Raw genomic sequence first — 19,471 nt, forward strand, 5'->3', positions numbered from 1 at the left:
GTTCGGCAGCCGCGTACCGACTGCCGAACCCGGCGGTTGCCGCTCAGGCGGGAAGTTGCAGCCCGGCCGCGAGCACCGGCCACGACTGGATCAGCGCGTCGTGCCAGTAGCCCCAGGAATGGGTTCCGGTCGGGGTGAAGTCGTAGGTCGCCGGAATGCCGAGACCATTGAGCTTGGCCTGCAAATTGTGGCTGCAGTAGTTGACCGCGGCCTCGATGACACCGCCGATGATCACTTGATTGGCCAGCCCGCCCGGTCCGGGCAGCGTGTACGGCCCGTTGAGGGTGTCCCACTGTCCGGGCAGTCCGGATCCGCTGGAGATGAACAGGTTGAGCCCGCGCAATTGGTCGGCGTGCACGTAGGGATCGTTGGCCGCCCACATCGGATCGTTCTGCGGCCCGTACATGTTCACGGTGTTGCCGCCGCCCCACACGTTGACCGCGAGATTGACCGCGGTGTAGCCCACGGGGTCGCTGATCTGTGCGCAACCGCTGTAGGCGGCCACCGACTTGTACAGGCCGGGTGCGGCGATCGGCAACTGCAGCACCGAGGTTCCGGACGTGGACAGCCCGGCGATGGCGTTGAGGCCGTTGGTGCCCAGGGCGCCGTCGATGATGGGCGGCAGTTCCTCGGTGAAGAAGGTCTTCCACTTGTTGACGCCCAGCTTCGGATCCGGCGCGCGCCAATCGGTGTAGTAACTCCAGGCGCCGCCGACGGGCTGGACGACGTTGACGTCCTTGTCGGCGAGGAACTTCAGCGCGTCGGGAGCCTTGTTGTCCCAGGTGGCGCTGTCCTCACCACCGCCGGCGCCGTTGAGCAGATACAGCACCGGACGCGGTGTGGAGGCGTCGGCGGGTCGCTGCACGTTGATCGTGATCGGTTTGTCCATGGCCGCGGAGTACACCTTCAGGGTGACGTTGCGGCCGTCGACGACGGCGAAGTCGACGATCTTCGATCCGTCGGCGGATACCGGATGTGCCAGCGGGGCAGCGGAATCGACGACCGGATCGCCCGCGGCGGCCGGTCCTGCCGCCATGGTCGCCGATACCGCGGCCAGCACGGCCGCGGCCGCGACCGTCGCGATCCGGGTGCTCCCCCGCACCCGGTGTCGCACCGCCGATCTGCCCGCCCGATTACTGCTCGCCACGTGCACCTCCGAATCCCGTTCGGTCTTGCGCGGTCCTCTGCTTGGGCAGACTAATTCAGCGGCAACCGTTTGGCGATCGATCCGGCGGGCGCGTCGAGCAGGTCGTCACATTCGTCGCATCACGGACACGACCTTGCCGAGCACGACCGCGCGGTCGCCGTCGATGACGTCGTAGGCGGGGTTGCGGGGTTCGAGGTAGACGTGACCGTTGCGCCGGCGATAGACCTTCACGGTGGCCTCGTCGTCGATCATGGCCGCCACGATGTCACCGGAGTGGGCTTCGTGCTGGCGGCGCACGACCACGATGTCGCCGTCGCAGATCGCGGCGTCGATCATCGAATCACCGCGCACCCGCAGCCCGAACACGGTTCCGCGCCCGACCAGTTGCCGCGACAGGGTGAGCTGGTCGTCGGCGTGTTCCTCGGCGAGGATCGGGGTGCCGGCGGCGATGTCGCCGACGACCGGCACGATCACCGAATCCTGGTCGCCGCCACGGCTTTCGGCGGGGGCGAGGAACAGGCGCACGTCGATGGGCCGGGAGACGCTGGCACTGCGGCGCAGGAATCCCTTGTCCTCGAGGTCTTTCAGGTGTTTCGACACCGAGGAGCCCGATTTCAGTCCGACGGCGGCCGCGATCTCCCGCGATGACGGCGCATACCCGTTGCGCTGCACCGCTTCCCGGATCACGCCGAGGATGCGCCGCTGCCGTTCGGGCAGCCGGGAGGTGTCGAGGTGGTCGTATGCGTCGTCGTATCCGGTCACCGGGGAATCGTAGACGGCCGCCGCGGCGGCGCCTCAGTTCACGCAGGGGATGTCGGATCCGATGCTGGTGGTGACCGGTTTACCGGAGTCGGGGCGGTCGTCGGTGGTGGCGGTGGCCGACACCGAGCCGCCGCTGGTGGTGGTCGTGGTGAGCCCGGTGGTGGGGTCGGTGGTGGTCACCGTCGACGCCGAGGAGGAGGTGAGGGTGTCGGGCATGCTGAAGTCGCTGCCGATCACGATTTTCACCGTGCCCGGATCGAGGGATTTCGACGCGGCCGTGGGCAATCCGCCCAGCATATCGGCGGCCGTGGTGGCGTCGGTGTCGGCGCCGGAGCCGAAGTAGACGACCGAACTGGAGCCGTCGCTGTAGGTGGCATTGCCGATGTTGCCCTTGCGGAAGCCCTTGTCCACCAGCGCCGTGGACACCTTGGCCGCCATTCCGCTCGCTCCGCCGGCGTTGACGACGTCGATGGTGCTGGTGGGGGTGGTGGTCGGGGCGCTGGATTGCGGTTCGGCCACGCCGAAGGCGGTGCGCACGGTCTTCTTGATCGCGGCCGGGTCGACGATGTTGACGTCCTGGCCGTCGACGGTGTCGTAGGCCTTCACCGGCAGGGTCTGGAATTCGATCGGAATGGATCCGGCGCGGCCGAGGGTCTGGGCGAAGTCGAGCAGATTCCAGCCCTGCGACAGCACGATGTCGTTCTGCGCCGCGCTGATCAGCTCCTGCAGTTTGCCGATGTTGGTGAGCGTTCCCGAATCCTTGAGCTGTTTGGCGACCGAGGTCAGGAATGCCTGCTGGCGGTGGGTGCGGTCGAGGTCGCCGTTGTCGAGGCCGTGACGCTGGCGCACGAACGACAGCGCGTTGGCGGCGTCGAGATGCTGGCGGCCCGCGGGAAACACCGCGCCGGAGTAGTACTCGTCGTCGACGGCGTGGTTGAGACACACGTCGACGCCGCCGAGGATATTGGCCAGATCGTAGAAGCCGACCAGCGAGATCTCGGCGAACCGGTTGATCGGTACCCCGGTGAGCTGTTTGACCGTCTGCACGATCGATTCACGCCCGGCCTCGCGGCCCTGGCGTTCGAGTTCGACCTTGTCCTTGACGCCCTGGTTTTCCAGCTTCTGTTCCACCGAGGCCTTTTTCAGCCCGTAGGATTCCTTGATCTTGGCGTGGTCGTAGCCGGGGATGCCCGAGACCGAGACGTAGTCGTCGCGCGGGATGGAGAAGGCGGTGACCTTCTTCAGATCCTTCGGAATGTGCACCAGGATCAGCGAATTCGCGTTGTAGCCGCCTTCGCTGCCGTCGCCGGCGTGCAACTGGTCGAGGATGTTCTTGGGCAGGTCGTTGCCGTTCTGGTCCTTGCGGGTGTCCAGGCCGATCAACAGGATGTTCAGATCGCCGTCGAGCGCGGCCGCATCGGCCTCGCTGATCGCGTTGGACCGGGTGAAACCCTGGTCGACGCTGCGTTCGGTGTAGTAGGCCAAACCGGTGCCGCTGACCACGACCACAGCCGTCACCGCGGCCACGAGACGGCCACCGACCCGGAGGGCCTTACCTCCGCGATTGGGACGCGGCGGCGGTGCGGTGCGAGCGCGGCGGGCCCGCCGATTGGGCGGTGGCGCGGCGCCTTCGGCGGCGGCCACGGTCTCCGCTGCTGCCGCAGCCGCCGCCGCGGGCCCGGTCGGGGCGGCGCGGGTGGCTCGGCGGCGCGGCTCGGTGTCGCCGCGTTCCGGTACGGGGGCCTGCGCGGGCGCGGGACGACGCCGAGGGCCCGGTTCGGCGGCGGCGGGTTGTTCCCGTCGTACCGGACGGTGCGGGGGCGGCGGGGCTGCTCGGCGGGTGCGTTCGCTGTCGCGCTGGTCGGCGGGGGTGGCGATGCCGCGACTCCAGGGCGGGGTGGCCGCCCGAGCCGTGCGGGGGCTATGTCGACCGGACCGATCTTGCGGCGACTCGTCGTCTGGTCGCGCGTGCCGCGATCGGCCGCTGCCGCCGCGGGGATCCACCACCGGGATCGGTTCGGTTTCGTCGTTCATTTCGCCGTTCAGTCTTTCATTCCCGGATATGGGAAAGCTGAGAATGAGCTTTATCGGGTTGTGACATCCTGCACGATGGCGGTGACGAATGCCTACTCGGCGCGCAGGCTAGTCCGCTGGGGCAGCGCGGAATCCGAGGATCGCGCACAGGTTGTCCAGGTGGACGTCGAAAACCTGGGTGCGATCGGTGAAGGTCTGTGCGCCGTACATGTCGAACACGTCGAAGCTCACCGCGCCGAACAGGCCCGTCCACACCGTCAGCGTGCGCGCCATCGCCCAATCCGGCAGCTTCATCCCGAACTCGGCCCGGATGCGCTCGATATCGGCGCCCAGTTCCGCCGGGGTCGCCGGGATGGGGTCCGGCGTGGCGAGTTCACCTGCGCGCCAAGCACTTTCGACGATACCCAGCAGCGATCCGATGACCCGGGTGCCGGGGGCGGTGGTTTCCTGGGCGGGTGCGTCGTAACCCGGGACGGGGGTGCCGAACAGCAGTCCGTAGCGGGCCGGTTCGGCCAGCGCCCAGTCGCGCACGGCGTGGGCCAGCACCCGCAGCCGGGCGGCACCGTCGGCGGGGGCGCCGGCCAGGGCGGCGTCGACGGCGTCGGCCAGTTCGGTGTAGCCGTCGACGACGAGCATGGTCAGCAGTTCGTCGCGGCTGCGCACGTAGCGGTAGACCGCCGAGGAGACCACGCCGAGGTCGCGAGCGACAGCGCGCAGCGACAGCGCCGCGGCGCCGTGCACCGCCAGATGGTCGCGGCCGATGCGCACGATCTCGTCCATCGTGCGGGCGCGGGCGCGGGATCGAGGTGTGCTCATGCTCTCAGCCTGCCATAAAGAGAGCGGTGCTTACCAGAGTGATCGGCGATCTGGCGTGTCGTTCGTACTTGTCACAAATCGTGATGCAGATTACTGTTACCCGCCGGTAATGAGCAGGGTCGGCCACCGGCCGACGACGAAACGCGAGGAGATCGACACCCCTGATCGATGGGAGCTCGCCACGCCGTTGCCCCGGCCTGGCCCGCCCCTCGGCCGCCTCTCCGCGGCCCCCCGGCCGCCCGCCGATTTTCCCCCGATCTGCGCGATGACCAGGCGCGACCTCGTTTAGGGGTACCGAGGGACACACCTAAAATTCTCGGTAGTAGCGTTGATATTCGTCACCGGCGACACACACTCACGGAGGCCCGATGAGACACCATGCGCAGCCCGTTCCCGGGGCCGACCGGTTGCGGGTGGACCGCAGCCCGCAGGAGCGGCCATGACCGCGCCCGACACCGATTTCGACGTCCTGATCGTCGGCTCCGGATTCGGCGGCAGCGTCACCGCGCTGCGCCTGGTCGAGAAGGGCTACCGGGTCGGCGTCCTCGAGGCCGGTCGCCGCTTCGCCGACGACGAACTGCCCGAAACCAGCTGGGACCTCCGCAAATTCCTGTGGGCACCCGCCCTGGGCTGCTACGGCATCCAGCGCATCCACCTGCTGCGCGATGTGCTGATCCTCGGCGGCGCGGGCGTCGGTGGCGGTTCGCTCAACTACGCCAACACCCTCTACGTGCCGCCGGAGCCGTTCTTCCAGGACAACCAGTGGCGCGGCATCACCGATTGGCGCGCCGAACTGACCCCCTACTACGAGCAGGCCACCAAAATGCTGGGCGTGGTGCGCAACCCGCACATCACCCCCGCCGACGAGGTGTTCAAACAGGTCGCCGACGACATGGGCGTCGGTGACACCTTCGTGCAGACCCCGGTCGGCGTGTTCTTCGGCGAGCCCGGGAAGACCGTGGCCGACCCGTATTTCGGCGGCGCGGGCCCACAGCGCACCGGCTGCCTGGAATGCGGTGAATGTATGACCGGCTGCCGCCACGGCGCCAAGAACACGCTGGTGAAGAACTACCTGTATCTGGCCGAACAGGCCGGTGCGCAGGTGCTGCCGCTGACCACGGTGACCGCGGTGCGGCCCCTGCCCGACGGCGGCTGGCAGGTCGACACCCGCCGAACCGGCGCGAAGATCCGCCGATCACCGGCCTCCTACACCGCCGGACACGTGGTACTCGCCGCCGGCACCCGCGGCACCCAGAAGCTGCTGTTCGACATGCGCGACAAGGGAATCCTGCCGCAGCTGTCGCCGCGGCTGGGCGAGCTGACCCGCACCAACTCCGAATCCATTCTCGGCGCGGCGACCCCGACGGTGGACCCCGACCGCGACTTCACCCGCGGTGTCGCGATCACCTCCTCCATCCACCCCACCCCCGACACCCATATCGAACCGGTCCGCTACGGCAAGGGATCCAATTCGATGGGCCTGCTGCAGACGCTGATGGTCGACGGCGGCGGCCGGATCCCGCGCTGGCTGCGTTTCCTGCTGGAAGTGCTGCGCCATCCGCTGACCCTGCTGCGGATGCTCAGCGTGCGCAACTGGAGCGAGCGCACGGTCATCTCGCTGGTGATGCAGCATCTGGACAACTCCATCACCACCTACACCAAACGCGGAGTGTTCGGCCGCAAGCTGACCTCCAAACAGGGCCACGGCGAACCGAATCCGACCTGGATCCCGGCCGGTAACGACGTGACCCGGCGCGTGGCGGAGAAGATCGGCGGAACCGCGGGCGGCACCTGGGGCGAGGTGTTCAACATCCCGCTGACCGCCCACTTCCTCGGCGGTGCGGTCATCGGCGCCGACGCCGACCACGGCGTCATCGACCCCTACCACCGCGTCTACGGTTATCCGACGCTCAGTGTGGTCGACGGCGCGGCGGTGTCGGCGAATCTGGGTGTGAACCCGTCGCTGACGATCACCGCGCAGGCCGAACGTGCGGCCGCACTGTGGCCGAACAAGGGCGAACAGGACACCCGCCCGCCGCAGGGCAGCCCCTACCAGCGCATTTCCCCGGTCGCGCCGCGGCAGCCGGTGGTCCCGGCCTCGGCGCCGGCGGCGCTGGTGTTGCCGATCGTCGAAATCAACCGCGACAGCGCCTGATTCACCCGCACCTGGCGATCCGGCCGCCGCGGCGAGTTCTCGCCGCGGCGGCCGGATCAGTTCGCGGAGATGTGGGCGAAGCCCATCGGTGAGGTCGGCGGCGGCGCCGACGTCAGCGGGGCCCGGAATTCCTGCAGCGCGGTGAGCACATCCACGTGCCGTCCGGCATAGCAGCGCACCTGCGGGAGCGCGTGGGCGACCTCGCTGCGTTCCATCGCCTCGGCGTCGATGTAGCCGATCGCGTCGAGTCCGATCCGCAACTGTGCCGCGATCCGCGTGATCGCCGCCGATTTGCGTCCCCACCCGACCTCGACGGCGGCGAACAGCCCGTGCAGGCCGTGACGTTCCAATTTGTCGGTCGTCCAGGACCATTCACCGCGGCTGGCCACGGCGTGCATGACGCCCCGGCCGGTCAGCGTATGCAGCGCCCGCACCGCGTCCGGGCGCAGGGCACCACTGGTCGAATCGCAGACCACACCGTCCCACATGGTGTTGTCCAGTTCCCAGACAAGACATTTCACTGCCGGTGCTGTCATCTCGCCCCTACGGTCCACTCTCCTCAACACCCACATCGGCCACACCCGCAGGGCACAGCCGATGGGTACCGCCACCATCCAGGTACCGATTGTGCCGGACAAGCCCCCGCTTTCCTGGGCCGGTCCCCGCGAGAGGTCATAGTAGGGATGCCGGGCCGCGCACACCAGCCCTGGCAAACCACTGGCTCGCGGCGCCGCTCACAGCATGGGGATCACCAGCGGGACGGCCTCCACCGGATGCCCGGCCTGGATCGGGGCGCCGATCGAGGCCACCCGCCAGATGCCGCCGTCGCGATACACCTTCGCCACCACCATGCCGGTGTGCGGGCCGCCGCCGCGCAGATTGCCCCGGGCCAGTTCCGCGGTCGAGGAACCGTCGACCATGCGCCAGTAGCCGTTTCGGATGCGTTCGAAGGTATGTCCCGCATACGAGGTGACCACGAAGACCACCGCCGTCACCGGCGCCGGCAGCCGCGCCAGGTCCACGGTGATGACCTCGTCGTCGCCCTTACCGTCGCCGGTCAGGTTGTCCCCCGAGTGGCGCACCGCGCCGTCACGGGAGGAAAGCTGCTGGTAGAACGCCACATCCACGAGAGTCTGGCCGACGAACAGCAGCGCCGAGGCGTCCAGGTCGATCTCGAGGGAGCGCAGCCCGCGCGGGCCGTGCACCTTCATCGGATCCCACCCGACGCCCATCTTCACCATCGACAGCTCGCCCTGGCGGATCTGGTTGAGCGCCACCTCCTGTCCGGGCGCCAGCACCGCCGGTCCGCGATAGGGCAACTCGTCGGCCCCGCCGCCCACCGCGACACCGTGCGCGGTCACCAGCGCCGCGAACCCGGCCGGGAAGCCGTGCCCGAGCGGGCGCACCTGCCAGGTGCTGCCGACCCGGTCCAGATCGGCCACGATCACCGCCGGTTCCTCACCCAGGCCGTCGACGGTGTACTCGTACACCGCATTTCCGCTCGGATCGGCGACGACCAGTTGCGGCGGCGGGTAGTCACCGAAGTGATCCTGCTGCTCCTCGAGCGAGGCCACGATCCGCACGTGCTCGATCTCCGGTGGGAGCGAACGTAATCCGATCGACAGCTCCGGCCGGCCGGAGGCCAGGCGCACGCCGTGCGCGGCGGGCTGGTTGTAGAAGATCAGATCGGTTTCGTCGCGGACCCGGCCGGCCGAATTCAGCAGCAGCGCGGAGACATCGACGGGTTCACTGTGCCGGACGGATACGACGACCTCGTCGTGGGTCAGACGATCCACCTGTCCCTTGGTCAACTGAGCGGCCACCCTCCCACTCTACGTCGAGTCCGGGCGGTATCCGGGCAACACGGGCACCCGCCCGCCGGTTCCGCCGCGGCCGGGCGTGGCGGGTAGCGTGAGCGGCGACGGTGATCGCGATGTCGAAAGGGACGCGGATGAGGTCGGGGCCACGACGAGCACCCGCCGGCGGGCCGCGATGGTTCGCGGTGGCCGCGGTGGTGCCGGCCGTGCTCGCGCTGGCCGGATGCGGCAGCGACAACTCGGCGAGCACCGAATCCTCCACGCCCGCAACCACCACCACTGTCACGCGCACCGCCGAGGCGACGACCGGCGTGCCGCCCACCGAACCCACCACCGATCCGTTCGCCGGCAGCCCGCTGATCGACCACACCGAATGGACCGACGACCCCGACGGCCGCCGCCTCCACGTCTACCCGACCGCCGCCGGCCGCGCCGACCAATTCCCCGCCGCCCTGGACCGCGCCTGGTCGGAGGTGCTCGCCGACTCCCCCGACGCGGATTCTCCGGGCATGTACGACCAATTCCGCTGCCATTGGGTGTGGGCGCGAATGGTCGCGCCGAACAAGCCGAGCTGGAATCTGGAACCGTGGCGGCCGGCCGTCGGCTACGAGGCCACCGTTCAGGCGATGTGCAATCCCGGCGGCCCCGATCCGGCCGGTAACTGAACGCGAAACCGGCCCGCTGCGACCACGATTCGCGGCTCTGGACGATTGTCCGGTGAAATATGTTGTCCGCGACCGGCTTCGAAGGCGGCCGCGACGATAGGTATCGTGGATGTGGTCGCCAGCGTACGAGCCGAAGGGAGCGTCACGTTGCGGTCGCCGATCCCTCGGCCCGCGCACGCCCACCCGGCGAGCGCTCCGGCCTCCGCACACACTCCCGGCCACACCACCGCCCGGATCCCTTCGCCCCCTGCGTGTGAGCCCGTCTCCCGCGACGATGCCGCCGCAGCCCCCGAGACCGTTCGCGACCTCTTCCCCGCGATCAGCGGCGACGGTCCGGTCTATCTGGACAGCGCCGCCACCACGCAGAAACCGCTGCCGGTGATCGAGGCGATCGAGGGCTATCACCGCCGCCACACCGCCAACTCCGGGCGCGGCACCTACCCGTGGGCCACGACGCTGACCCGCGCGATCGAACAGGTCCGCGCCGACACCGCCCGCTTCCTGCGCGCCGAACCGGAGGAGGTGGTGTTCACCGCGGGCGCGACGGCGGGCCTCAACGCGGTCGCCCTCGCCTGGGGGCTGACCACCTTCGCCGACGGCGACGAAATCCTCTACAGCCCAGGCGATCACGCCTCCAACGTGTATCCGTGGCTGCAGCTGCGGGCCACACTCGCCCACTTCGGCCGCCGGGTGCGGCTGGTCCCCTACCGGACCACCGCACTGGGCGAGGCCGATATCGACGACATCGCCACCAAACTCGGGCCGCGCACCCGGCTGCTGACCGTCAGCCACCTTCACCACGTCTACGGCGCGCGCAACACCCTCGAAGAGTTGCGCGGCCACATCGACGCCCGGGTGGCGGTGTGTTTCGACTGCAGCCAGAGCGGCGGGCACATCCCGGTCGACGTGCGTGAGCTGGGCGCCGATTTCGCGGTGCTGTCGGCGCACAAGATGTTCGCCGCACCCGGCACCGGGGTGCTGTTCTGCCACCGCCGCCTCCACGACCAGCTGGGCCCGTTCCTGCCGGGCGGCAATTCCGGTGTGAGCGTGCGGGATTCGGCACTGCTGCCGGCTCGGATGCCGCATCGTCTCGAAGGCGGGACCCACAACATCCCGGGCATCCTGGCTCTCGGCGCCGCACTGCGAGTACTCGACTCGATCGGTATCGACACCGTGGAGCGGCACAACCGGATGCTGACCCGCCGCCTCGTCGACGGCCTGCGCGCACTACCCGGGCTGCGCCTGCTGCCCGGGCCCGGCCACGCCCCCTGCGACACCGGGTACGGCATCGTGTCGTTCACCCTCGACGGAATCAGCGCCACCGACCTCGGCTTCGTGCTCTCGGAACTGGGTTTCCTCGTGCGCACCGGCGCGCACTGCGTACCCTCAGAGGCCGCCGGCGAGCACGCCGAAGTGGTTGCGGCCGAGGCGGATTCGGTGCGCGTGAGTACTCATGTCTACACCACGGCCGAGGAGATCGACCGGTTCCTCGATTGCCTCACCACCATCGCCACGGAGGTCCGATGACCACACGCCGCGACACCGCCGCAACCGCCCTCTCCACCGCCGATCCCGGCCCCGGCTCCACCGCCGGCGCGGGCAGCGCGCCGGAGAGCAGCGCGTCGGATTACGACCGCCGCAGCGCGTCCCGGATCCTCGCCGAACTGGCCCGTCCCGGCCTGTTCACCGGCGCCACCCCCACCGCGGCGCGCACGGTCGCGGTGACGCGCACACCGCTGCACCCCGAACCGGGCAGCCACCTGACGTTGTCGCAACGCCTCTATCTGGAATCGTTCATGCGTCCGTGCCGCGCCGAACAGGTCACCAGCGCCACCCACCGGGTGGTGTGGACCGACAGCGACGGCATCCCCAACACCGGCCACGTCCGCAGCGGCGGTCTCGGGCCGATCGTGCCGGTCGCGGTCCGCGAAACCGTGCTGGCGCTGTGGCACAGCCTCGAAGCCGATACCGCGCTGGCCGAACGGATCACGGCGCTGACCCAGCACGATCGCGCGGTATTGGGCGCGACCACCACCGATCAGGATCCGATCGACATCTTCCGCGTCGGTATCGAAGCCACCGGCCGGGCACTGGCGCAGCACGCGCTGCTGGCCGGCTTCACCCCGTATCGGACCGCCACCGACTTCGCTTGCGGGCTCCGCGATTCCGGCATTTTCGCGGCGGTCGCCACCCGCTGGTATTGGGAGCAGCAGGCCTCCACCTATCGGCGCGGCATGATCGCGGCCGCCTTCGACACCCAGCCCGACGGCACCGTCCGCTACACCGCCGACACCATCGCCACCCTGCGCGCGATGAAGGACGCCACCATCGACGACGCGCACACCGTGATGCGGCGCGCCACCACCGAGGAGGGACTGTCGGTGGAGGCGGCCATCGGCAGATATCACGACGAACTCGACCTCATCTCCCGCCAATACGCCCTGCTGCCCGACGGTGTGCGCCCCTCGTGCCTGGCCGCGATGCCGCATCGTGTCGACGGGCACCACTACAGTCTGCTGCCCGAGGTGGTCGATCGGTTCGTGGACCTGTTCACCCACACCGTGGCCCGCCTCGACATCGTCGAAACAGCCGACGCCACAGGTGAACTCGCGGGCACGGCCGACCATCTGTTCTATGTGCCGGATATGAACTGCAAACATTGTGTGCGCACCATCGGCGGCGTGCTGGAATCGATGCAGATCGCGGTGCACGAGATCGATCTGATCAGCAAGCGGGTGCGCGCCGAGTTCCGCAGTGCCCGCAACCGGCACCGGGCCTTCGAAGCGCTGCGCGACAGCGGTTACAACCCGACCCTCGCGGCCCCGGATCCGGCGGCGGGATGAGCGCACCGCCCGCGTTACCGGCGCTGCTGCATCCCCTGGTCCGCGCCTACCTCGATCACCCGCACGCCCTCACCGCGACCGTCGCCCGGTTCGGCACCCCCGCGCATCTGCTGTTCCCGCAGGTCTATCTCGACAATCTTCGGCACCTGCAGGCCGTGCCGGCGCGGCATCGGCTGCGGTACCGGATCTGCTACGCGCACAAGGTGAACCACTCGAGAGCGTTGCTGGCGACCGCGCACCGGGCCGGTATCGGTGTCGATGTGGCCTCGGCGCAGGAACTCGCCGCGGCCCGGGAGGTGGGATTCGCGCCCGGCGCTGTCGAGGTGACCGGACCGAAGGGCAGGCGGCTGCTGTCCGCGCTCGCCGGTTCCGGGGTGACGGTGAACGTGGACAATCCGTGGGAGTTGCGCGAGCTGGCGGAGCTGGCCGGCCCGTCGGCACCGATCCCGGTGCTGTTGCGGCTGAGCGGCTTTCCCGGCCCGGGCGGGCAGGTGGCGGTGAGCCGATTCGGCATCGGCCCCGACGAGGTGGCCGGCCAGCTGGCGTTACTGGCCGCGCGGCGCGACCGGATCACATTGCGCGGCTTCGCCTTCCATCTCGATTCCGGCGAGGTCGGGGAACGGGTGCGGGCGGTGGAGGCGTGCCTGGGATGGATCGAACGGGCCTACGCCCACGGCCTCGCGCCCACGGTGCTCGATATCGGCGGCGGGTTCCGGCAGGTGTTCACCGCCGACGCCGACCGCTTCGACCACTACACGCTGGCGCTGCGGGAATCGCTGCTCGGCCGCGGGGAACCGATGAGCTGGGCCGGCAACACGTTCGGATACACCATCGACGACACCGGCGCGCACGGCATCCCGATCTTCCACAAATACGCCAACACGATGTCGGGGCCGCGGATGCTCGACGAACTGCTCGCGGCACCACTGCCCGCGCACGGCGGGCAACCGCTGGCCCGGGTACTCGCCGACAACCTGCTGGAACTGTGGTGCGAACCGGGGAAGGCACTGGCCGATCATGCCGGGATCACGGTGGCGGGAGTGGAGTTCGTCAAGCGCGCGGCCGACGGCAGCGTGGTGGTGACCGTCGATATCGGACGTGACACGATCACGCCCGCCGACCAGGAGGTGATGGTGGATCCGCTACTGCTGCCCGGACCCGAATCCGGTGACCGCGCCACCGAGGATCCCGGCGGACCGGTCGGGGTGTACATCGGCGGGCATCTATGCCTGGAACGCGATCTGATCAGCAATCACAAGGTGTGGTTGCCGCGCCTGCCGCAGCCCGGTGATCTGCTGGTCTTCCCGAATACCGGTGCCTACCACATGGATTTGTCCGCGGCGCGCGCCTCGATGCATCCACTGCCGCCGAAACTGGCCGTCGCCTGCCACGACGACGGTTTCCGCGTGGTGCCCGACGCCGAATACCGTCCCGGGAGGCCGTGATGCGCTACGACGACATCACCGACCTGATCGGCGACACCCCGCTGCTGCGCCTGGATCCGGGCGTACACCGGCTGCCCGGGGTGGAACTGTATGCCAAGCTCGAGTTCTGCAACCCATTCGGTTCGGTGAAGGACCGCGTCGCCTGGGGCATGATCCGCGACGAACTCGACGAAATCACCGCCCGCGGGCAAACCCTCATCGAGGCCTCCAGCGGCAACACCGCCAAGGCGCTGCGGCTGCTGGGCGCCCGCCGCGGTGTGGGCCTGCACGCGGTGACCAACCGGATCAAGGTCGACGAGGTGCGCGATCTGCTGCAGCTGTTCGGCACCCGGATCGAGGAGCTGCCGGGGCTGTCGGAATGCCCGGATCCGACCACACCCAACGACGTGTACTCGGTGATCGAGACCACGATGGCGAAGAATCCCGGCGCCTACCATCATCCGTCGCAGTACACCAACGAGAAGAACATCGACGCCCACTACCACGGCACCGGGCGCGAGATCCACGAGGACCTGGCCGCCGCCGGCGCGGGCGCCGACTACCTCATCGGCGGACTCGGCACCACCGGCTCCACCCGCGGCACCGCCACCTATCTGCGCAAACATCACCCCGACCTGCGCACGGTCGCGGTCGTGTCGCAACGCGGCGACTTCATTCCCGGTATCCGGTCGGAGACCGAGATGTGGGATGTGGGGTTGTTCCAGCCGGAGTTCTACGACCGGATCGTGACGATCGACGCGGCCCGGGCGATCGAGGCCACCCTCGAATTGGCCACCGGCTACGGTATTCTCGCCGGCCCCACCAGCGGCGCGGGATACGCGGCCGCGCTGGAGGTGTTGCGCGAACTCCCGCCCCGGCCGACGCCGATCGTGGCGGTGCTGATCATGTGCGACCGCATCGAACCGTATCTGTCCTACATCAAGAAGCGGCGCCCGGACCTGTTCGGCCGCACGGGTTCCGCGGTGCCCGCACCCACCGACGCGGAACTGGACACCGTCAGTGAACTGTCCGCGGACCAGTTGCGCGAACTCGATGCCACCGGCCGCCCGACGATCGTCGACACCCGGGGCGCGATGGCCTACCGGATCGGGCACATCCCGGGCGCGATCAACATTCGCGACGACCAGCTCGACGACATGTTCGCCCACGGCGTGCCGTTCTCCCGTTCGCGCCCCGTGGTTTTCGTCTGCCCGGTGGGTGATCTGTCCCGCCGCTTCGCCGCCACGGCCGCCCGCGCGGGCTACGACGCGGCGAGTCTGGCCGGCGGCATCGTCGCCTGGCGCGACGCCGGGTTCGACTTGGAAAGCGCGGCGCCACCGGCGATCTGAGTGCCCGGCCGCTGCCCACATGCCGCCTTCCCACCGCCACCGCTGTGGCAAGCACACACGGCGGCGACGGGCGCGGCTACCGTGGTTCGGTATGGCGGTGACGGTGCTGGTACCACACGAGATCGGGGTGTCGGCCCTCGCGCATCTCGACGGTGTGACCGTCCTGCATTATCGCCGCGGTGCGTTGCCGCCCGGCGCCGAGGCAGCGCGGGTGCTGATCCCCGATGTCCCGGCCGGCGCCGACACGGTCGCGCTGGCCCAGCGGCTTCCGGAACTGGGTCTGGTGCAACTGCTCACCTCGGGCGCCGACGGCTGGACCGACGCATTGCCCGAGGGAGTGCTGCTGTCGAATGCGCGGGGCGCGCACAGTGCCGGGGTGGCCGAATGGGTTCTGGGAGCGTTGATCACGATGTACCGCGACTTCCCCGTCTTCGCCCGCGCCCGCCAGGAACACCGCTGGGCCACCCGCCCCACCGACACCCTGTACGGGAAGCGGGTGCTCGTCGCCGGCGCCGGCGAACTCGCCGAAGCCCTGACCCGCGCGCTGGCACCGTTCCGGACTCCGGTCACGCGGGTGGCGAGGACCGCGCGGGCGGGGGTGTATGCGGTCGAGGAGTTGCCCGCGCTGCTGCCCCGCCACGACATCGTGGTGCTGGCGGTGCCGTCGACCGCCCGCACTCGCGGGCTGGCCGACGCGACGATGCTGGCGCGCATGGCCGACGGCGCGATTCTGGTGAACGTCTCGGGCGGGACGGTGGTCGACACGCAAGCCCTTGTCGCCGAACTGTATTCGCATCGGCTGCGCGCCGCGCTCGATGTCACAGATCCCGAACCGCTGCCGCCGGATCATCCGCTGTGGGGTGCGCCAGGGCTGTTTCTCACCCCGCATGTCGCGGGCACCAGCAGCCACAGCACCACCCGCGCCTACGCGGTGGCCGCCACCCAGATCGAGCGGTTCCTCACCGGCCGGCTTCCGGACAACCTCGTCCGCTGAACGCATGCTCAGAATCGTTGCCACGCAACGATTGTCATCGCGACCGCGGCCGGCGGATGTGCTCGGTCATGGCCTCGGCGATCGGCGCCGGTGGGGGCGCGGCCGGTGCGGCCTGGGTCCGTGCGTCGTGGGAGATGCGGATCAGCAGTGCCACGATCACATAGTTGGCCAGCAGCGACGATCCGCCGTAGGACATGAACGGCGTGGTCAGACCGGTCAGCGGAATCAACTTCGTCACACCGCCGACGACGACGAACAACTGCCAGCCCACCGAGAACGCGAGCCCGCCGCCGAGCAGTTTCCCGAACGCGTCGCGCGTCGCCAGGGCCGCGGCGAAACCACGCACGGTGATCACCCCGAACAGCAGAATCACCGCCGTCAGCCCGAACAACCCCAACTCCTCACCGATGGTGGAGATGATGAAGTCGGTTTTGGCGAACGGCACCTCCTGCGGCCGACCCGCCCCGAGCCCGGTCCCCCACAGTCCGCCGGTTCCCAGCCCGAACAATCCCTGCGCGATCTGATAGCCGTTGGTGTAGTAGGTGGCCATCGGATCCTCCCAGACCCGCACCCGCACCCGCACGTGCGCGAACAGGTGGTAGGCGACCACCGCCCCGACCGCGAACATCGCCACCCCGATCAGCAGCCACGACGCCCGTCCCGTCGCGATGTACACCATCGCCAGCACCGTGCCGAACACCAGCAGCGAGAAGCCCAGATTCTTCTCGTACACCAGCACCAGCACCGCCACGAACGTCACCACCAGCAGCGGTCCCAGATCACGCAGCCGCGGCACCGTGAAACCCGCCACGCGCCGCCCGGCGGCGCCGAACAGGTCCCGGTTGGCCACCAGGAACGCCGCCACGAAGATCAGCAGCAGCACCTTGGCGAATTCGCCGGGCTGAATCGAGAACCCGGAGAACAGGATCCAGCTCTTACCGCCGTTGACCTCGCTGAACCGTGCCGGCAGCACCGCCGGGATCAGCAACGCCACCACACCCGCGAGCCCGCACGTATAGGCGTAGCGCGCCGGCTGCGTGTGGTTGCGCACCACCACCAGCACGAGCGCGAACAACGCGATACCGGCCGCGGTCCAGATCAATTGGTGCGCGGCGTCCGAGGACGGCGCGGCTGTCCCCTTGGCGGCGGCGCTCGCGGCCTCGGCCCGATCGAGCCGGTCGATCAACACCAGCCCGAGCCCGTTGAGCAGTACCACGCACGGCAGCAGCACCGGGTCGGCGTTGGCGGCGAACTGACGCACCGCCAGATGCGCCAGCAGGGTCAGCGCCGCGAACACCAGCAGCGACCATTGCAGCGATCGGCCGTCGTCACCGCCGGCGGCCGTGGACATGATCCATGCCGCGATCCCCACCACGGCCACCGCCGCGGCGCACAACAGCAATTCCGTACGCCGCGGCCGGCCGCGCACGATCGGTCCCGACGACATCCCGATCCGCAGCGCATTCATCGTGTCCAGTATGCGGATCGCCGCCGCCGCGCGCCGCCCGGGCGTATCGGCCCGGATCGTCCCCGGTGCCCGGATGCGCGTACTACCAGGCGTTACTGGCACGATGGGCGGGTGCATATCGCGTTCGGGGTTGTGGCCGTGCTCGCCGTGGCGGTCGCGCTGGCGGCGCTGGCCCGCCGCATCGGCATGGCCGAACCGCTGCTGCTCACCGTCGCCGGGGTCGTCGCCTCCTACCTGCCGTTCGTGCCGCGGATCGATATCGATCCGGAGTGGGTGCTGCTGGGGCTGCTGCCACCGCTGCTGTACACGGCCTCGATCAGTACCTCGCTGCTGGAATTCAAACCGAAGAAGGTGTCGATCACCCTGCTGTCGGTCGGCCTGGTACTGGCCACCACCTTCGCGGTCGCGGCGGTGGTGTGGCAGCTGCTGCCGGTGCCGTTCGCGGCCGCGGTGGCCCTCGGCGCGATCGTCGCCCCGCCCGACGCGGTGGCCGCCATCGCGGTGGCCCGCCGGGTCGGGATGCCGCGGCGCATCGTCACCCTGCTCGAGGGCGAATCGCTGTTCAACGACGCCACCGCGCTGGTCGCGTTGCGCACCGCGATCGCGGCGATGGCGGGCAGTTTCAGTGTGTGGCAGGCCGGCGGCGACTTCGTCTACGCGGCCGCCGGCGGCGCGGTGATCGGCATCGCCGCGGCCGCGGTACTGGTGTTGGTGCGCCGCCGCATCACCGATCCGGTGCTCGACACCGGTGTGTCGTTGCTGGCGCCGTTCGCGGCGTATCTGCCCGCCGAGGCCGCCCACGCCTCCGGGGTGATCGCGGTGGTGGTGTGCGGTCTGATCCTCGGCCAGGGCGCACCGGTGTGGCAGTCGGCGGCCTCCCGCGTCGCCGAGCGCACCAACTGGCGCACCATCCAATTCCTGCTGGAGAGCGCGGTATTCCTGCTGATCGGCCTGCAGGTCCGCCATATCGTCGACGACGCCTGGAACAGCGGACTCGACCACGCCACCATCGTGTTCACCGCCCTCGCCGTGCTGGTCACCGTCATCGTGGTGCGCCCGGTCTGGGTTTTTCCCGCCACCTACTTCTCCTGGTTCGTCGAAAGCCGCCCACGGGGCAAACCGAAACCCGCGTGGACCGGTCCCGCGGTGGTGGCGTGGGCCGGGATGCGCGGCGTGGTCACCCTCGCCGCGGCCACTCTGCTGCCCGACGACACCCCGCAGCTGGCGACGCTGAAACTGCTCGCCCTCGTCGTGGTCGGCGGAACGCTGCTGCTGCAAGGCATTTCGCTGCCCGCGCTGGTGCGGCTGCTGCAACTGCGCGGTCCCAGCCGCGCCGAGGACGCCCTGCAGGAGGCCGCGCTGCTGCAGCAGGCCACCGCTGCCGGACTCGAGGCCCTCGACGAGGCGGTCGCGCCCGAAACCCCACCCGAGGTGGTGGCGAGCCTGCGCGACCGGGTCGCGCGGCGCACGCACGCGGCGTGGGAACAGCTCGGGCGCGCGGAATCGGTGCGCGTCACCCCCAGCGGCGAATACCGGCGGCTGCGACTGGTGATGCTGCACGCCGAACGCGAGGCGGTGCTGCGCGCCCGCGACGGCGGCGGTATCGATCACGAAGTCCTCGAACAGGTGATGACCGCGATCGATCTGGAAGAGTCCACGATCGACCGGATCGGCGAGGCCGACGACGACGAGGCCGCCGGTCCGCTCACGGCTCCGGTGTCCGGCGGCTGCGAGCATCTGATCTCCGCCCCGCACACCCACACCCCCGACCACCCCGACTGCTGTTCCGAATGCGTCGCCGAGGGGTTGACGTGGGTGCATCTGCGCATGTGCCTGACCTGCGGGCATATCGCCTGCTGCGATTCCTCGGTCGGCAACCACGCCACCAAGCACTTCCACGCCACGACCCATCCGGTGATGCGCAGCGTGGAGCCCGGGGAGAAATGGCGGTGGTGTTATGTCGACGAAATCCTGGGCTGAACCCACCGGTTAGGCTC

The 19,471-nt window shown here is 69.4% G+C and carries 15 protein-coding genes; 8 read left to right on the forward strand and 7 right to left on the reverse strand.

Features of this window, described 5'->3' with window-relative positions:
- Positions 1-43: 43 nt before the first annotated feature.
- From NA3_RS16520 to NA3_RS16535, 4 genes are all read right to left on the reverse strand, one after another.
- Complete coding sequence (locus tag NA3_RS16520; RefSeq protein WP_062964641.1) at positions 44-1,036, reverse strand: alpha/beta hydrolase; 993 nt, start codon at positions 1,034-1,036, stop codon at positions 44-46.
- A gap of 216 nt (positions 1,037-1,252) precedes the next feature.
- Positions 1,253-1,909, reverse strand: coding sequence for a transcriptional repressor LexA (gene lexA / locus NA3_RS16525; protein ID WP_062964484.1), 657 nt, complete (start codon positions 1,907-1,909; stop codon positions 1,253-1,255).
- Positions 1,910-1,942: 33 nt separating this feature from the next.
- A complete protein-coding gene (locus tag NA3_RS16530; protein WP_128145745.1) occupies positions 1,943-3,553 on the reverse strand; it encodes an LCP family protein in 1,611 nt (536 codons plus the stop codon).
- Positions 3,554-4,051: 498 nt separating this feature from the next.
- On the reverse strand, positions 4,052-4,759 hold the full coding sequence (locus NA3_RS16535) for a TetR/AcrR family transcriptional regulator (protein ID WP_062964486.1): 708 nt from the start codon (positions 4,757-4,759) through the stop codon (positions 4,052-4,054).
- A gap of 439 nt (positions 4,760-5,198) precedes the next feature.
- Between NA3_RS16535 and NA3_RS16540 the strand changes: the two genes are divergently transcribed.
- A complete protein-coding gene (locus NA3_RS16540) occupies positions 5,199-6,914 on the forward strand; it encodes a GMC oxidoreductase (protein WP_062964487.1) in 1,716 nt (571 codons plus the stop codon).
- Between the two features lie 56 nt (positions 6,915-6,970).
- Here NA3_RS16540 and NA3_RS16545 read toward each other — a convergent pair whose 3' ends face one another.
- Together NA3_RS16545 and NA3_RS16550 are read right to left on the reverse strand one after the other, a co-directional pair.
- Entirely contained in the window at positions 6,971-7,450 is a 480-nt protein-coding gene (locus NA3_RS16545) for an HAD family hydrolase (protein ID WP_062964488.1), read from the reverse strand.
- A gap of 198 nt (positions 7,451-7,648) precedes the next feature.
- Positions 7,649-8,737 carry a TerD family protein gene (locus NA3_RS16550; protein ID WP_062964489.1) on the reverse strand — a complete coding sequence of 363 codons (1,089 nt, stop codon included), beginning with the start codon at positions 8,735-8,737 and terminating at the stop codon, positions 7,649-7,651.
- Positions 8,738-8,865: 128 nt separating this feature from the next.
- Between NA3_RS16550 and NA3_RS16555 the strand changes: the two genes are divergently transcribed.
- The 6 genes from NA3_RS16555 to NA3_RS16580 all read left to right on the forward strand — a co-directional run bounded on the left by NA3_RS16555 (position 8,866) and on the right by NA3_RS16580 (position 16,006).
- Positions 8,866-9,396 (forward strand): DUF2599 domain-containing protein, encoded by a 531-nt coding sequence (locus tag NA3_RS16555; RefSeq protein ID WP_062964490.1) that lies wholly within the window; start codon positions 8,866-8,868, stop codon positions 9,394-9,396.
- Between the two features lie 105 nt (positions 9,397-9,501).
- The gene (locus NA3_RS16560; RefSeq protein ID WP_227995183.1) at positions 9,502-10,923 is read left to right on the forward strand and encodes an aminotransferase class V-fold PLP-dependent enzyme; all 1,422 of its coding nucleotides are present in this window, start codon (positions 9,502-9,504) and stop codon (positions 10,921-10,923) included.
- On the forward strand, positions 10,920-12,239 hold the full coding sequence (locus NA3_RS16565) for a heavy-metal-associated domain-containing protein (protein ID WP_227995181.1): 1,320 nt from the start codon (positions 10,920-10,922) through the stop codon (positions 12,237-12,239). The genes NA3_RS16560 and NA3_RS16565 overlap by 4 nt, the downstream gene beginning before the upstream one ends.
- Positions 12,236-13,684: a type III PLP-dependent enzyme domain-containing protein gene (locus NA3_RS16570; protein WP_062964491.1), complete on the forward strand. Its 1,449-nt coding sequence runs from the start codon at positions 12,236-12,238 to the stop codon at positions 13,682-13,684. The genes NA3_RS16565 and NA3_RS16570 overlap by 4 nt, the downstream gene beginning before the upstream one ends.
- A complete protein-coding gene (locus NA3_RS16575) occupies positions 13,684-15,012 on the forward strand; it encodes a pyridoxal-phosphate dependent enzyme (protein ID WP_062964492.1) in 1,329 nt (442 codons plus the stop codon). Before NA3_RS16570 ends, NA3_RS16575 begins: the two co-directional genes overlap by 1 nt.
- Before the next feature lie 91 nt (positions 15,013-15,103).
- Complete coding sequence (locus NA3_RS16580; RefSeq protein WP_062964493.1) at positions 15,104-16,006, forward strand: NAD(P)-dependent oxidoreductase; 903 nt, start codon at positions 15,104-15,106, stop codon at positions 16,004-16,006.
- Between the two features lie 34 nt (positions 16,007-16,040).
- Here the strand turns inward: NA3_RS16580 and NA3_RS16585 are convergent, their stop codons facing one another.
- A complete protein-coding gene (locus NA3_RS16585) occupies positions 16,041-17,474 on the reverse strand; it encodes an FtsW/RodA/SpoVE family cell cycle protein (RefSeq protein ID WP_062964494.1) in 1,434 nt (477 codons plus the stop codon).
- Positions 17,475-17,585: 111 nt separating this feature from the next.
- Between NA3_RS16585 and NA3_RS16590 the strand changes: the two genes are divergently transcribed.
- On the forward strand, positions 17,586-19,454 hold the full coding sequence (locus NA3_RS16590; RefSeq protein WP_062964495.1) for a Na+/H+ antiporter: 1,869 nt from the start codon (positions 17,586-17,588) through the stop codon (positions 19,452-19,454).
- The last annotated feature ends 17 nt before the right edge of the window (positions 19,455-19,471 follow it).

It is taken from the genome of Nocardia africana NBRC 100379, assembly GCF_001612635.1.
GTDB classification, from domain to species: Bacteria; Actinomycetota; Actinomycetes; order Mycobacteriales; family Mycobacteriaceae; genus Nocardia; species Nocardia africana.

Excerpts from the sequence above, each read along its gene's own strand:
- NA3_RS16520 (WP_062964641.1), bottom strand. The coding sequence starts at position 1,036 with ATGGCGGCAGGACCGGCCGCCGCGGGCGATCCGGTCGTCGATTCCGCT.
- NA3_RS16535 (WP_062964486.1), bottom strand. The coding sequence starts at position 4,759 with ATGAGCACACCTCGATCCCGCGCCCGCGCCCGCACGATGGACGAGATC.
- NA3_RS16540 (WP_062964487.1), top strand. The coding sequence starts at position 5,199 with ATGACCGCGCCCGACACCGATTTCGACGTCCTGATCGTCGGCTCCGGA.
- NA3_RS16545 (WP_062964488.1), bottom strand. The coding sequence starts at position 7,450 with ATGACAGCACCGGCAGTGAAATGTCTTGTCTGGGAACTGGACAACACC.
- NA3_RS16555 (WP_062964490.1), top strand. The coding sequence starts at position 8,866 with ATGAGGTCGGGGCCACGACGAGCACCCGCCGGCGGGCCGCGATGGTTC.
- NA3_RS16565 (WP_227995181.1), top strand. The coding sequence starts at position 10,920 with ATGACCACACGCCGCGACACCGCCGCAACCGCCCTCTCCACCGCCGAT.
- NA3_RS16570 (WP_062964491.1), top strand. The coding sequence starts at position 12,236 with ATGAGCGCACCGCCCGCGTTACCGGCGCTGCTGCATCCCCTGGTCCGC.
- NA3_RS16575 (WP_062964492.1), top strand. The coding sequence starts at position 13,684 with ATGCGCTACGACGACATCACCGACCTGATCGGCGACACCCCGCTGCTG.
- NA3_RS16580 (WP_062964493.1), top strand. The coding sequence starts at position 15,104 with ATGGCGGTGACGGTGCTGGTACCACACGAGATCGGGGTGTCGGCCCTC.
- NA3_RS16585 (WP_062964494.1), bottom strand. The coding sequence starts at position 17,474 with ATGAATGCGCTGCGGATCGGGATGTCGTCGGGACCGATCGTGCGCGGC.